Genomic DNA, 13268 nt, shown 5'->3' with positions numbered 1-13268 from the left:
ATCGTTACTACCCAAATGCTGAACTTAATTTTAAAGAAAATAGCAGGCTTCTTACCTGCTATCTTCTTTTTTTCAGGCTTTATATGGGATGCACTCACCATTGGCCGTAGCGTAGCCACATCTGACTTGCTGATTTTTACCGGGTATTTATTTGCGGCGGGCATGTTGCTGTATATCATGAGCCGTCCAAGTTTTATTTTGGTAGACGAAACGACTATCCCCAAACGTTTGCATTGGTTTTTTACAACAGGTTGGCCTTATCTAGCGCTTCAGTTTTTGTATGGTAGCTTGTTGAGTGCGCTGTTTATTTTGTATTTTAAAAGCGCTAATCATGCATTGGCTTTCCTCACCTCAATTCTTCTTGGCGTGTTGCTCATTGCCAATGAGTTCTTAGAAAATGCGTATCGTCGATTTACTTTAAGCTGGGCGCTGTTTGGCTTGTGCGCCATTTTACTGTTTAACTTTCTGTTGCCGTTTCTATTCGGGAGCGTGCATCCGATTTGGTTTTATCTCAGTACGATTTTGGGTGCGAGTTTGGTGATTTATCTGTATTCCAAGACTCCGCAGAATCTGGGTAGCATTCTGCCGGTGTGGCTGATTGCCGGAGTGCTCATGCTGGCCTATGCGGCGGATATGATTCCTCCGGTGCCATTGGTGACACGCGACGTTGCTATTGCTTATGACGTGAAAAAAGAAGACGGCAACTACTTTATTATCCAGCAGCGTGGCCCGATATGGCAGTTTTGGCGCAAGACAAGTAACCACCTGAAAGTAGTGCCCGGACAGCGGCTCTATTGCTTTTCCCCCATATTTGCACCAGCAGGGCTAGAGGTGCGTTTGTATCATCGCTGGCAATTGTATTCAAAGAAAAACGGTTGGCAAACACAATCGCGCATTGGCTTTGATTTGAACGGTGGGCGTAACAATGGCTATCGCGGCTATACCTACAAGCAAAATATATCGTTAGGGGAGTGGCGGGTGAGGATTGAAACGGAGAATGAAAAAACCATTGCCGTTCAATCGTTTACTGTGAGCGAGGAGACAGGAACTCCTCGCCATATTCGCTATAAATATTAGTGCTTATTGTCATCCGCGTGTGTCATCAGCTTGTCGATATAAGCAATCGAAACCGCTGAAGCCACAAACGTCATGTGGATAATGGTTTGCCACATCATGACATCGTTGCTCAAATTTGCAGCATTAATAAAGGTTTTGAGCAGATGAATCGATGAAATGCCGATAATCGCGGTAGCCAGTTTGACTTTAAGCAAGTTGGCATTCACGTGGGATAACCAGTCTGGCTCATCCGGGTGGCCTTTTAAGTTTAAGCGCGATACGAAGGTTTCATACCCACCCACAATGACCATGATCAGTAAGTTTGAGATCATCACTACATCAATTAAGCCTAATACAATCAACATGATATCGGCTTCGCTGATGGTGGCGGTTTTGCCCACCAAATGCACAAGTTCTACTGCAAAAAAGTAAACATATACGGCTTGTGCAATGATTAAGCCTAAGTAAAGAGGCAGTTGTAACCAGCGGCTACCAAACAAAATGTTGGTCATGATGTTGCTTTGTTTGTACTGGCTTGGGCTAATGTTGGTGTTTTCTTGCATGGTGCGATGTACTCGAAATCAAAAGTTGGATTTTACCTGAAGTGTATGACTATGTGATGGCATACTCGAGATTAAACTGTGCCGATGCGTCCAAACCCAATAGCTCAGTAATGCTGGGCATGCTGCTGCTGAGTATTTCCGGTAGTTGCCAAGGTGGGTTAATGACAAACATGCCACTTCCGTACATGCCAAAGCCATCTGCATGCGGTTGTTCTACTTGTAAACGTATGTCCAACCAATTTTGCGTGTTCAGTTGTTGCAGTGCCTGCACCATCGCGCCGGGTTCCGGGCGTTGCAGTAACGGATACCAAACCAAATACGTGCCAGTTGCAAATCGCTTGAGGCTATCTTGCAGGCTACTCACGACACGCTGATAGTCTTCTTTCAGCTCGTAAGGCGGGTCAATCAATACCACGGCGCGTTTGATGGGTGGCGGTAAACAGGCTTTAAGACCATGAAATCCATCGACCATCTCGGCTTTAATTTGACGATGCTTACCCGCAAAATTCTGCTGCAACAGCTTAAAGTCATTTGGGTGCAACTCAAATAAACGCAGCTTGTCATGGTCGCGCAAAAAATGCGCAGAAATCTGTGGTGATCCAGGATAAAGCTGAAGCGAACCTTCTGTATTGACTGCGTTTACCGCTTCTAAGTAGCGCTGCACTAATTCAGGTAAAGCGTCTGAAGCCATTAAGCGGGCAACGCCCGTTTCAAACTCTCTATTTTTTTGCGCAAAACCATCTGTAAGCGCATACATACCAGCGCCTGCGTGCGTATCGATGACCCAATAAGGCTTTTCTTTTTGATTGAAATAGCCTAGCACTAAGCTCAACACATAGTGTTTAAGAACATCGGCGTGATTGCCTGCATGGAATGCGTGTCGGTAACTCAGCATAAAAAATTCAACGATTAAATGATGGCTATTATAAAAGACTAAACCGTTATCTTTACGTGAGATTGTCGACAAATAATGCACGGTTGCGTTTTGTTAGCTGTAGGGCTTCTTTTTATACACAAAGGATGAACATGAAAAAGACATTATTAATACTTGCAGCGGCAGCCGGGTTTGCATTCACCACCATGAGCATTTACGCAAATCATCAAGAAGGTGGCGAGCAAAAGACAGCGCAAGATGCATTAAAAGCCGATATTAACAAAGATGGAAAAATCAGCTTTGATGAGTTTAAATCTGTACGCGATCAGCATTTGCAAGAACGCTTTAAACGTCAAGATACGAATAACGATGGCTTTATTGATGATGTAGAGCGTAATGCGATGAAAGAAAAATGGCGTGCACATCGCCAAGCTGCACATGATAAATGTGCGCAAAAAGCACGTTAACCTCATCTAAATCACGCAAGGTTTTGAATCAAGCAGCTTCTTAAAAAAGCTGCTTTTTTATTGGAACTTTGCTGGCCATGGGGTAGCATATTGGCATGACTACACCGCACAACCATGACGCCGACATGCATCACACGCATGCACATCCACAAGACAATACACATGCAGAAGACCACCAGCATGCTAACCCGTTTTTGATACCCTTTATTCTAATTGCTGTGTTTGCAGTCATCGAATTTTCCGGTGGGATATGGACAAGGTCGCTGGCTTTGCTAGGCGATGCCTGGCATATGTTTTCCGATGTGTTCGCGCTGGGCTTAGCCATGTATGCCTCCCATCGTACAGCCAAGGCGCGTCGCGAGGCTAAGCATAGTCGTGCCGAAATCATCGCTTCTATCTTAAATGCGGCGCTCATGGTGATAGTGGTAGTATGGATTGTGATTGAGGCGTTTGATCGCTTGCAGCACCCGTATGTGGTGGCCGGTGGCTATGTGATGCTGATCGCATTTTTTGGGCTGGTGATTAATTTAATCGTCGCCCAGCGCTTGCACCATCACGCCCATCATCATGGCGGTAAGGATAATCTCAATCATCGCGCGGCTTTGTTGCATGTGATGGGCGATGTGTTGGGCTCGGTGGCGGCACTGATGGCTGGTGTTGTGATCTATTACACTGGTTGGCTGGCGATTGATCCATTACTTTCTTTGGTGATTTCTGTGCTCTTGTTGTTGGTGACCATGAGTTTAATCAAAGATATTTGGCTAGATATTCGTGGCGAAAGCCAACACAACAGCCATGAACACCATCATTGATGGCTACTATCAGTGTTGCTTATCTATTAGGTCGCAGTAATACCGTTGAGTAAACCACAAGGAGTTAACCATGCCATACGTCAATATTAAACTTGCAGGCGCTGTCACCCGCGAACAAAAAGCGGAGATTGCCAAAGAAATCACCGAAACCTTGGCGCGCGTAGCGCATAAACCCGCTAATTACACTTACATTACCTTTGAAGAAGTGGAATACGAAGACTGGGCGATAGGTGGCAAGCTGCTGGACGAGTAGGCATGTTACGTTGAATAGTCGTTACGCCGATTTCGCTTAACTCGGCAAGCCAATGCTAAAATGTAAGGATGTTTGATCCTAAACCTATTTTAAAAAACCTGCCCAATCTGCCTGGGGTATACCGCATGATGAATGCGGAAGAAGTGGTGATTTATGTAGGCAAAGCAAAAGACATTAAAAAGCGCGTTTCCAGCTATTTTAATAAAAATCTGCCTAGCCCGCGTACACGTATGATGGTGTCGCAAATCGCCAAGATTGAAACCACGGTGACGCGGTCTGAAGCCGAAGCGTTATTGCTGGAAAACAATCTGATCAAAGGCTTAATGCCGCGCTATAACGTCCTGTTCCGGGACGATAAATCGTACCCTTATATTGCACTGACAGGTGATGCTTTTCCAAGGCTGGCATTTCATCGCGGGACGCAACGCCAAGCCACCAAGTCTACAGGGCGCAGTCAATACTTTGGCCCTTTCCCTAACTCAGTGGCGGTGCGTGAGAGCATACAACTGCTACAAAAAGTGTTTAAGTTACGGACTTGCGAAAATACGGTATTTGCTAACCGGTCACGTCCTTGCTTGCAATACCAAATCGAGCGCTGTACCGCGCCCTGTGTGGATTACATCAATCAAGAAAACTATGCACAAGATGTGCACCATGCGGCGTTGTTTCTGGAAGGCAAAACCAGTGAGGTGATGGATGTGCTAGGCGATAAAATGAACACAGCCGCCGCCAATCAGGAGTACGAAGCTGCTGCGGTGTTTCGTGACCGTATGCAAGCCTTACGGCAAGTGCAGGCCAAGCAGTTTGTGAGCGATTTCACTGTGTCTGACGCTGATGTCATTGCCTGCCAAGCATTAGAGGGGCAGCATTGCATTAACTTGGTGATGATTCGTGGTGGCCGTCACTTGGGGGATAAAAGCTTTTTCCCAAAAAATAGTCAGGATGCTGAACTGAGTGAAACGATAGAAGCGTTTATTACCCAGCATTACACCGCACAAAATACGCCCCCCATGATTGTCTGTGGCATGGAGATTGCAGCCAGAGATTTTGAAGAGGTGTTAAGCGAGCAAGCGCAACGCAAAATTAAGATTATTACCAATCCCATTGGCGATAAACGTGTCTGGTTAAAAATGGCAGATACCAATGCGGAACTAGCGTTATCGCAGCGCGCTGCATCGTCTGCCAATCAGGCAGCCAAATTGATTGCCTTGCGTGAAGCATTAAACTTATCCGAAACCGTAGAGCGCATTGAATGCTTTGATATTAGCCATACCATGGGTGAGGCGACCGTAGGCAGCTGTGTGGTGTTTGATAAAGGTGATATGCAAAACAGCGAATATCGCCGCTACAACATCACAGGCATCACACCGGGGGATGATTATGCTGCGATGCGCGATGTGCTGACACGACGCTATAAGAAAGTGGCCGCTGGTGAAGGTAAGCGCCCGGATTTGGTGTTTATTGATGGTGGTAAAGGGCAATTAGGCATTGCAATTGAGGTCATGCAAGAGGTTGGGTTGGACGATATTTTGCTGGTGGGGATTGCCAAGGGCGAGGAGCGCAGGCCGGGCTTGGAAACCATGATCTTCTCGGATACCGGCGAAATGCTCAACTTGGAAAAGGACAATCAAGGTTTGCATCTATTACAACGTATCCGTGACGAGGCACACCGTTTTGCCATTACAGGGCACCGTGCCAAACGTGGCAAAGCGCGTATCACCTCTAGTTTGGAAGACATTGAAGGCGTTGGTGCTAAACGCCGCAAAGCGCTACTCACCCGTTTTGGTGGTTTAGACGGCGTAAAAAATGCTAGCATAGATGAACTTGCAAAAGTAGATGGTGTGAGCCAGTCTCTTGCAGAAAAAATCTATGATCAATTTCATTAAGTGATTAAAACTATGTTGTGGAATGTGCCAAATATTTTAACGGTGTTGCGGATTGCCTTGATTCCTGTATTCGTAGGAATTTTTTATCTACCTAAAGATGCCATGACGCTGGCTGCGTTTCCAGCGCACTGGGTAAACTTCACTGCTACTATCGTATTTGCGTTGGCCGCCGTTACCGATTGGCTTGATGGCTACTGGGCACGTAGGTTTAATCAAATGTCCGGCTTTGGTGCTTTTTTAGATCCGGTGGCCGATAAATTGATGGTGGCTGCTGCCTTGATTGTGTTGGTGGAGTTTGAGCGTATAGGCGCAGTGATTGCATTAATTATCATTGGGCGGGAGATTGCCATTAGTGCCTTGCGCGAATGGATGGCCAATATTGGCAAAAGTAGCAACGTGGCAGTGGCGATGATTGGTAAAGTGAAGACCGCTGCACAGATGCTAGCGATTTTATTACTACTTTATTACGACAATATTGGACACTTCAACACCAAGTTCGTTGGGCAAGTGCTGATTATTATCGCAGCAATTTTAACATTGGTATCAATGGCTTATTATTTAAAAGCGGCATGGCCGGTGATGAAAGATTCGATGAAATAAATTGTCAAGACAAATAATTCGCAGGATATTGTCATAAAACCTGCAAATGCGCCTTGACACTAAATTTAAAATCGCTAAAATGCTCGCTTCTTTACGGCACACGACGTAATGATTCATGCGGGAATAGCTCAGTTGGTAGAGCGCAACCTTGCCAAGGTTGAGGTCGCGAGTTCGAGACTCGTTTCCCGCTCCAAATATTAAAAAGGGAAAGCACAACAAGTAGCTTTCCCTTTTTAGCTTAAATCTTTCAGCTTTGTTTGAAAGACACGGCGCGATAGCAAAGCGGTTATGCCGCGGCCTGCAAAGCCGTTTAGGCCGGTTCGACTCCGGCTCGCGCCTCCAAATACCTAAGTCCGTAGTAAATACCTCGTTATTCAATGCTTTGGTGTTGCGCCAGTTTATGTATCCTGTCTCGTACGCAATAGTAATTTACTGGCAGTCCCCCAGAAATGTTGTTACATTAGTGCGTGTTTAAGAATAACAACGCGAATTTTCGTACTAAACAGGTTACTTGAATGAATTTGGAAAACAGTCAAATGCACTTAGAAGATCTGGCAGATCAGCAAGATGCAAGTTTTGATTCACTCTTAGGCTGTTTGATGCTGGCCTGCCGAACCCATCATATTACGACTACTAAAGATGCGGTGATTGCTGGCTTGCCATTGCCTAATGGCAAAATGACGCCAGCGATTTTTAAACGCGCAGCTGAGCGGCTGGGACTTTCGGTCACCGTGCTTAAAAAGCCGCTACAGTCTATTCGTAAAGAATTCTTACCCGTCACACTACTGCTGCATAATGATGAGGCATGTAAGCTTGCCCGCATCGATTACGCCACCAATACCGCCTATGTGATTTTTCCTGAGTTGGGCGACGCAGAAACGCATTTGCCTTTGGCTGAATTAGAAGCCAAATATGCCGGCTATTTCATTACAGTCAAGCCCAAGTATATGTTTGATCAACGCGCGCCAGAGGTAGGTAAGGTGCGCTTGAGACATTGGTTCTGGGGTACGTTGGCAGAGAATAAGCGCATTTACCGTGATGTGATGTTGGCTGCTCTTCTGGTCAATATATTTGCGCTGGCCATGCCTTTATTTACGATGAACGTATACGACAGAATTGTGCCAAATCGCGCGATTGAAACCATGTGGGTCATGGGCTTGGGTGTACTCATCATTGTGGTGGGTGATTTGATTTTGCGTACCATGCGTGCTTTTTTCCTAGATTGGGCCAGTGCACGGATTGATGTCAAGCTAAGCGCGCGCATCATGGAGCAAGTGCTAGGGCTACATTTGGATCAGCGGCCAAACTCTGTAGGCTCTTTTGCCTCTAACCTACGTTCCTTTGAGAGCGTCAGAGACTTTATTACCTCTGCCACCATCACCGCTTTAATTGACTTGCCGTTCGGCATTATTTTTATTGTCGTCATTGCCTGGATTAATTGGGTCATGGTCTTGCCCGTTGTGATCGGCGCCATCATCATGCTGGTATATGCCTTGAGTGTGCAGACCAAGATGCATGAGCTATCAGAAACCATGTACCGCGCTGGTGCTATTCGTAATGCCACGCTGATAGAAAGCTTGGTGGGCTTAGAAACTATTAAATCCTTAGGTATTGAAGGCAATATGCAACGCAAGTGGGAGCATAGTGCACGCTATCTCACTGAGGTGGGTAGTAAATTGCGCTTACTGGCTTCTTCCATTAATAACGGCTCTAATGCCATTCAACAGATATTGACTGTGGTACTGGTGTTGCTAGGCGTCTATATGGTCACGAGTGGTGATTTGACGATGGGGGGCTTGATCGCAACTACGATGCTGGCTTCTCGGGCATTGGCACCCATTGCGCAAACAGCTGGCTTGTTGAGTCAATATCACACAGCATCTACCTCCTTGCAATCGTTAGACGAGATCATGCATAAATCAGTGGAGCGTCCTGCTAATGCTAACTTTTTGTCGCGTCCATCGTTCCGTGGCGATATTGAGTTTAGAGAAGTCAGTTTTCAATATCCGGGCGCAGAAGAGCTTGCGTTGACTAAAGTGTCTTTCAAAATTAAAGCCGGTGAACATGTGGCTTTATTGGGGCGCATGGGCTCAGGCAAAAGTACCATCAATAAGCTGATTTTGGGTCTGTATAAACCTACAGAAGGCGCGATTTTGATTGATGGTATTGATTCTAGACAAATAGACCCGGCCGAGTTGCGCCGCAGTATAGGATACGTACAACAAGATACACATTTGTTTTATGGCTCATTGCGCGACAACATTGCCATGCGTGCGCCACATAGCAATGATGCTGCTGTACTGGCGGCAGCGCATGTGGGCGGCATCGATGAGTTTGCCAATGCACACCCCAAAGGTTTTGATTTGTTGGTAGGTGAGCGTGGCGAGACACTCTCCGGTGGACAAAAACAAGGCGTAGGCATTGCCCGGGCGTTTATTACACGGCCTTCGATTGTGTTGTTAGATGAACCAACCAGCGCGATGGACCATTCTGGCGAAGATGCAGTGAAAAAACGACTGGCTGAGGCTACCCACCAGCACACGATGGTGTTGATTAGCCATCGTTCGGGATTATTTGATTTGGTCACGCGTCTCATTGTGATTGATGCTGGCCGCGTAGTGGCAGATGGCAAGAAACAAGATGTCATCGAAGCGTTACGCGCAGGCAAAGTGGGTAAAGCCCATTGATGAGGAATTGAGATGAGTGAGGGTTTATTTAAAAAGATTGGGGCGTTTACCCGTGTATTTGGCGGCCGTAATTGGCTGGCAACGCCTATACATTCGATGATTGATAAAGTTATTCCAGCGGAAACGCAAGAAAGTTTGGCTTGGGATCAAGAAGCGGATATTGCCATTGTTGAGCAAACGCCGCTTAAAGCCAAAAAGTTGCTCTACACCATTTTGGCTGTGATGGTGGCGTTGTTGGTATGGGCAGCATTTGCACAAGTCGATGAAATTTCGCGTGGTGAAGGACGTGTGGTGCCGTCACGTCAAGTGCAGGTAATCCAATCACTCGATGGTGGGATTGTTTCGGAAATTTTAGTCAAAGCTGGAGATATAGTGAAGATAGGGACGCCGCTGATTAAGATTGATGAAACGCGCGCGGCTTCCTCACTCAAAGAGAATCAGGGGCAGTATTTAGCGCTGTTAGCAAAAGAGGCACGATTAAAAGCACTGGCGAATGGCACCAGTTATAGTCCACCTGCACAGGTGCAGCAAGATATGCCTCAAGTCTATGAGCAAGAGCGTGCTTTATATTTGGCCAGTCGCGAAGAGTTGGATTCCACCGTGAATATTGCGCGCGACCAAATGGTACAGCGTGAAAAGGAATTGATAGAAGTGCAGTTTAAAAAAGAAATTGCAGAAAAGACTTATGAGTCGGCCAGTAAAGAGTTGGCTGCGAACAAGCCCTTGCTGGCCAGTGGCGCGGTATCGGAAATCGATATTTTAAGATTAGACCGGGAAGCAACGCGAGCACGTGGAGACATTGACCAAGCGCGCGCGCAAATTAGCCGTATCCAAGTCTCTATTTCTGAGGCTAGACGTAAAATTGCCGAAGCCGAGCAATCTTTTTTAAGTAAAGTGCGAACTGAGCTCAATGACACTTCGGCCAAGGTGAATAGTCTCACCCAAACCAGTGTGGCGCTTACCGATAAAGTAAAGCAGTCCATGTTGAAGTCTCCAGTGAATGGTAAAGTGAGCCGCTTGTTTTTCAATACGGTGGGCGGTGTGATACAGCCGGGTAAAGAAGTAATGGAAGTGGTGCCGACGGATGATAGTTTGATTTTAGAAACCAAAGTCCAAATCAAAGATATTGCGTTTATCAGGCCCGAGCAGGCCGCCATTATTAAGCTCACCGCTTATGATTACACCATTTATGGTACTGTAAACGGCGTGGTGGATAGCATTGCTGCGGATTCAACCGTGGATGATAAAGGCAATGCCTATTACATTGTGAAAGTGCGTACCCAGCAATCTGTCATTGGCAAAGGTTTGCCGATCATTCCGGGCATGATGGCGCAGGTGGACATATTGACGGGCAAAAAAACGGTCTTATCGTATCTGTTAAAACCAGTATTAAAAGCAAAGTCTTACGCGTTCAGCGAGCGATAAAAAGAATCCCTTACAACTATGCAAGATATTTTTGTTACCACACTGTCTCAGCCATTACCTGGCTGGCAACAAGCCTTTACCGATTGCCAGTGTGTGCGTGAGGTCTCAACCACTGCCAATCAAGCACAACTGGTATTTTGGCTACACATGAACGAAGACCGCCAGCATTGGATGCAAGGCGCAATCAAACGCATTACCACGCATTATCCCAATGCAAAAGTCGTGGTGTTGGCCAATGCGCCGGATCAGGCAGAGGCCTTATATGCTTTGAGTTTGGGGGCAGTAGGGTACAGCCATGCTTACGCGACCGCAGAAGCCTTGGCTGAAATCAAAACTGTCATTGCACACGGCGGACTGTGGTTGGGGAATACGCTATTACAAAAGTTGATTGAAGTATCGACCAGAATGACCACTAGCCATAACTCGCATGTCAACAGCTTGTTGAATCAGCTGACGCAGCGCGAGAAAGAAGTGGCGGTAGAGGCCGCCAAAGGGCTAAGCAATAAAGAGATTGCCCGTATTTTGAATATTACGGACCGTACGGTGAAAGCGCATTTGGCTTCTATTTTTGAGCAACTAAAAGTCAAAGATAGGTTGCACTTGGCGTTAATTCTCAACCAAAATTATCAAATTTAATACACCAGCTTTTACGCCAATCTACCTGGCGTATACATAGTCACTGTATTTCTAACTGGCGCGCGTATGCTTACTCGTCCATACGAATGCCCGGCCCAGTCAGGCCATCCATGCCCACTTCTGTTAACGCTGCGATTTCGGCTTCTGTATTTACCCCTTCGGCAATGGTGTAGATACCTATTGAGTGCACAATTAAACATAACCCACGTAACAATGATTTATGACTCTCGTTGATATCAATGCCACGGATGAGAGAGGCATCAAATTTCACATAGTCTAATCCGAGGTCGTGTAACTCACCCAAGCGTGAAATGCGTAAACTCACATGCTCCACACCCACACGGCAACCCAGCATTTTGAGTTGACGGGTAAAGGTTTTAAATTCATTCAGATGGTTAAAGGCGGCGGTTTCCGGGACTTCAAAACTCAATAAATCAGTGTTGATGCCTTGCTGTTGAATCAGTTTTTCCGCTGTTTTAAGGTAAGTAGGGTCACGCATTGTGCTTTCGGATATATTCAAGCAAATGGGCAGGTTATGTTGCGCTAGCAAGCCTATTGCGGTTTCTAGGGCAAGCGTGTCAATCGATTGAATTAAGTCGAGTTGAATGGCCCAGTCAATAAACTCGCCAGCAGATAGCCATTTACTATTTTCCTCTAGCTGCAAACGGACGGGGCTTTCGTAATGAATGAGCTCGCCGTGAATGGTGAGCACTGGGTAATGTTCTAGTTTGACTCGATGATGCGTGATGGCATTGCCGAGTAATGTTTTCCACTCATTGAGGTATTGGTGTTTAGTGGCCACAATACTGTTTGCATTTACGATACGGAAGTTTTGTGCGTTGTTGAGATGCGAGAGCTCTAGAATAAAATCGAGTGCTTTAAATAAGTGTTGGCTTTCATCCGTAAATTTAGTCTTAGTGACTACACACGCAAATAGCGGTGCTTGATGCTCGGTATGCGCGAGTGTCATCGCATCCAGTAAGTTTTCCTTAAAGTGTTGTGCTAATACAAACTCATCTTTGGGTTGGTCGCAAAATATTGCAATATCGCGCCCACTAATACGGCCTGCAATCAAGCCTTCTTGGTGACTGGAAATGGAGGTGATGGCGCCGCTGATTTTTTTGAGCATTAAATTGGTTTGATGGTAACCAATATCGCGGTCAATCTCAGCAAGATTGCAAATGCGGATGATAATGAGCGCGCCTTCACCAAAGCTTTCTTGATGCAGTTTTGAATCAACCGTATTCATAAAGTAATCGTGATTCATTAAGCCGGTGGCATCGTCATAATTGATTCTTAAACGTAACTCATCCAAGCGCTCAGATTCTTTGTTCAGATTTTCTTTGACGCGTGTGGAAAGCTGATTCATTTCTCTTACCACGGCTTTAAATTCTGTCGTTTTGGGCTCTTGAATATTAATAAAGCGACGCTCGCCAATTGCTTGCGCCTGCCCAATCACATCATCCAGCGGTTTCAAAATCCTTCTTAACAACTGTCCGCAAGCAATATAGGCAATTAAGCTAATGGATAACACCCAAATCAACATGTTTTTGACCGCATGCCATAATCGGTCATAGGTAAAGTTCACATCACTTTCCACATGCACCGTGCCGTATTGCGTCCAGCCAGTTTGAATGTTCGAGAATCCTGGGGTGACGTTAATCGGCACACAGCGTGTGAACCAATCAGGGGCGATGGTGCTGCTGTTGGGGTTGACACGCTCGGTAATCAGTTTGCCATTGGGGTCAAACAGACCGATATAGCGATAATGACCCGCATCAAACTGTGCCGAAATGAATAAATCAATCATCGTGGCATCTTTTTCCATTTGTGACATAGCAAGTGCCAGCACGTTGGCATTGTCCAGATTTTTCTTCTGCAACTCTTCCTCAAGGTATTGCTTGCTGTCGAGTGTACTAAAAATCAAACTGCCACCCGCCGTTGCGATAATGACAAGAAATAATGCGATTCGAATTTGATGAATGAGTGACATGGTCTTTTCCTTAACT

At 46.0% G+C, this 13268-nt stretch carries 12 protein-coding genes and 2 tRNA genes; 11 read left to right on the top strand and 3 right to left on the bottom strand.

Annotated elements, in window-relative coordinates; translation table 11 throughout:
* The first annotated feature begins 15 nt into the window (after positions 1-15).
* On the top strand, positions 16-1077 hold the full coding sequence (locus tag A3Q3_RS0104970; protein ID WP_020182470.1) for a DUF2914 domain-containing protein: 1062 nt from the start codon (positions 16-18) through the stop codon (positions 1075-1077).
* On the opposite strand, the gene A3Q3_RS0104965 is transcribed toward A3Q3_RS0104970, so the two are convergent.
* Positions 1074-1619, bottom strand: a complete 546-nt coding sequence (locus tag A3Q3_RS0104965; protein WP_020182469.1) for a TIGR00645 family protein — start codon at positions 1617-1619, stop codon at positions 1074-1076. The two genes, A3Q3_RS0104970 and A3Q3_RS0104965, sit on opposite strands and share 4 nt — an antisense overlap.
* 49 nt (positions 1620-1668) lie before the next feature.
* Complete coding sequence (locus A3Q3_RS0104960; protein WP_020182468.1) at positions 1669-2514, bottom strand: 23S rRNA (adenine(2030)-N(6))-methyltransferase RlmJ; 846 nt, start codon at positions 2512-2514, stop codon at positions 1669-1671.
* A gap of 131 nt (positions 2515-2645) precedes the next feature.
* Between A3Q3_RS0104960 and A3Q3_RS13670 the strand changes: the two genes are divergently transcribed.
* From A3Q3_RS13670 to A3Q3_RS0104910, 10 genes are all read left to right on the top strand, one after another.
* Entirely contained in the window at positions 2646-2960 is a 315-nt protein-coding gene (locus tag A3Q3_RS13670) for a hypothetical protein (protein ID WP_020182467.1), read from the top strand.
* 95 nt (positions 2961-3055) lie between these two features.
* Complete coding sequence (locus A3Q3_RS0104950) at positions 3056-3772, top strand: cation diffusion facilitator family transporter (RefSeq protein WP_020182466.1); 717 nt, start codon at positions 3056-3058, stop codon at positions 3770-3772.
* Positions 3773-3842: 70 nt separating this feature from the next.
* On the top strand, positions 3843-4025 hold the full coding sequence (locus A3Q3_RS0104945; protein ID WP_020182465.1) for a 4-oxalocrotonate tautomerase family protein: 183 nt from the start codon (positions 3843-3845) through the stop codon (positions 4023-4025).
* Between the two features lie 68 nt (positions 4026-4093).
* Positions 4094-5911: an excinuclease ABC subunit UvrC gene (gene uvrC, locus A3Q3_RS0104940; RefSeq protein WP_020182464.1), complete on the top strand. Its 1818-nt coding sequence runs from the start codon at positions 4094-4096 to the stop codon at positions 5909-5911.
* A gap of 12 nt (positions 5912-5923) precedes the next feature.
* Positions 5924-6511 carry a CDP-diacylglycerol--glycerol-3-phosphate 3-phosphatidyltransferase gene (pgsA, locus tag A3Q3_RS0104935; RefSeq protein WP_020182463.1) on the top strand — a complete coding sequence of 196 codons (588 nt, stop codon included), beginning with the start codon at positions 5924-5926 and terminating at the stop codon, positions 6509-6511.
* A gap of 117 nt (positions 6512-6628) precedes the next feature.
* Positions 6629-6704, top strand: a tRNA-Gly gene (locus A3Q3_RS0104930).
* Between the two features lie 75 nt (positions 6705-6779).
* Positions 6780-6853: transfer RNA gene (locus tag A3Q3_RS0104925), tRNA-Cys, on the top strand.
* A gap of 194 nt (positions 6854-7047) precedes the next feature.
* Entirely contained in the window at positions 7048-9198 is a 2151-nt protein-coding gene (locus tag A3Q3_RS0104920) for a type I secretion system permease/ATPase (protein ID WP_025224624.1), read from the top strand.
* A gap of 12 nt (positions 9199-9210) precedes the next feature.
* The gene (locus A3Q3_RS0104915) at positions 9211-10623 is read left to right on the top strand and encodes an HlyD family type I secretion periplasmic adaptor subunit (RefSeq protein WP_020182461.1); all 1413 of its coding nucleotides are present in this window, start codon (positions 9211-9213) and stop codon (positions 10621-10623) included.
* Between the two features lie 18 nt (positions 10624-10641).
* The gene (locus A3Q3_RS0104910) at positions 10642-11259 is read left to right on the top strand and encodes a response regulator transcription factor (protein ID WP_020182460.1); all 618 of its coding nucleotides are present in this window, start codon (positions 10642-10644) and stop codon (positions 11257-11259) included.
* A gap of 70 nt (positions 11260-11329) precedes the next feature.
* Here the strand turns inward: A3Q3_RS0104910 and A3Q3_RS0104905 are convergent, their stop codons facing one another.
* Entirely contained in the window at positions 11330-13252 is a 1923-nt protein-coding gene (locus A3Q3_RS0104905) for an EAL domain-containing protein (RefSeq protein WP_020182459.1), read from the bottom strand.
* Positions 13253-13268 lie beyond the last annotated feature (16 nt).

The sequence above is a fragment of the Methylotenera sp. 1P/1 genome (assembly GCF_000384355.1).
Classification (GTDB): Bacteria; Pseudomonadota; Gammaproteobacteria; order Burkholderiales; family Methylophilaceae; genus Methylophilus.
Note: the sequence above shows the minus strand (reverse complement) of the source record. Positions and strands in the feature narration are given on the sequence as shown.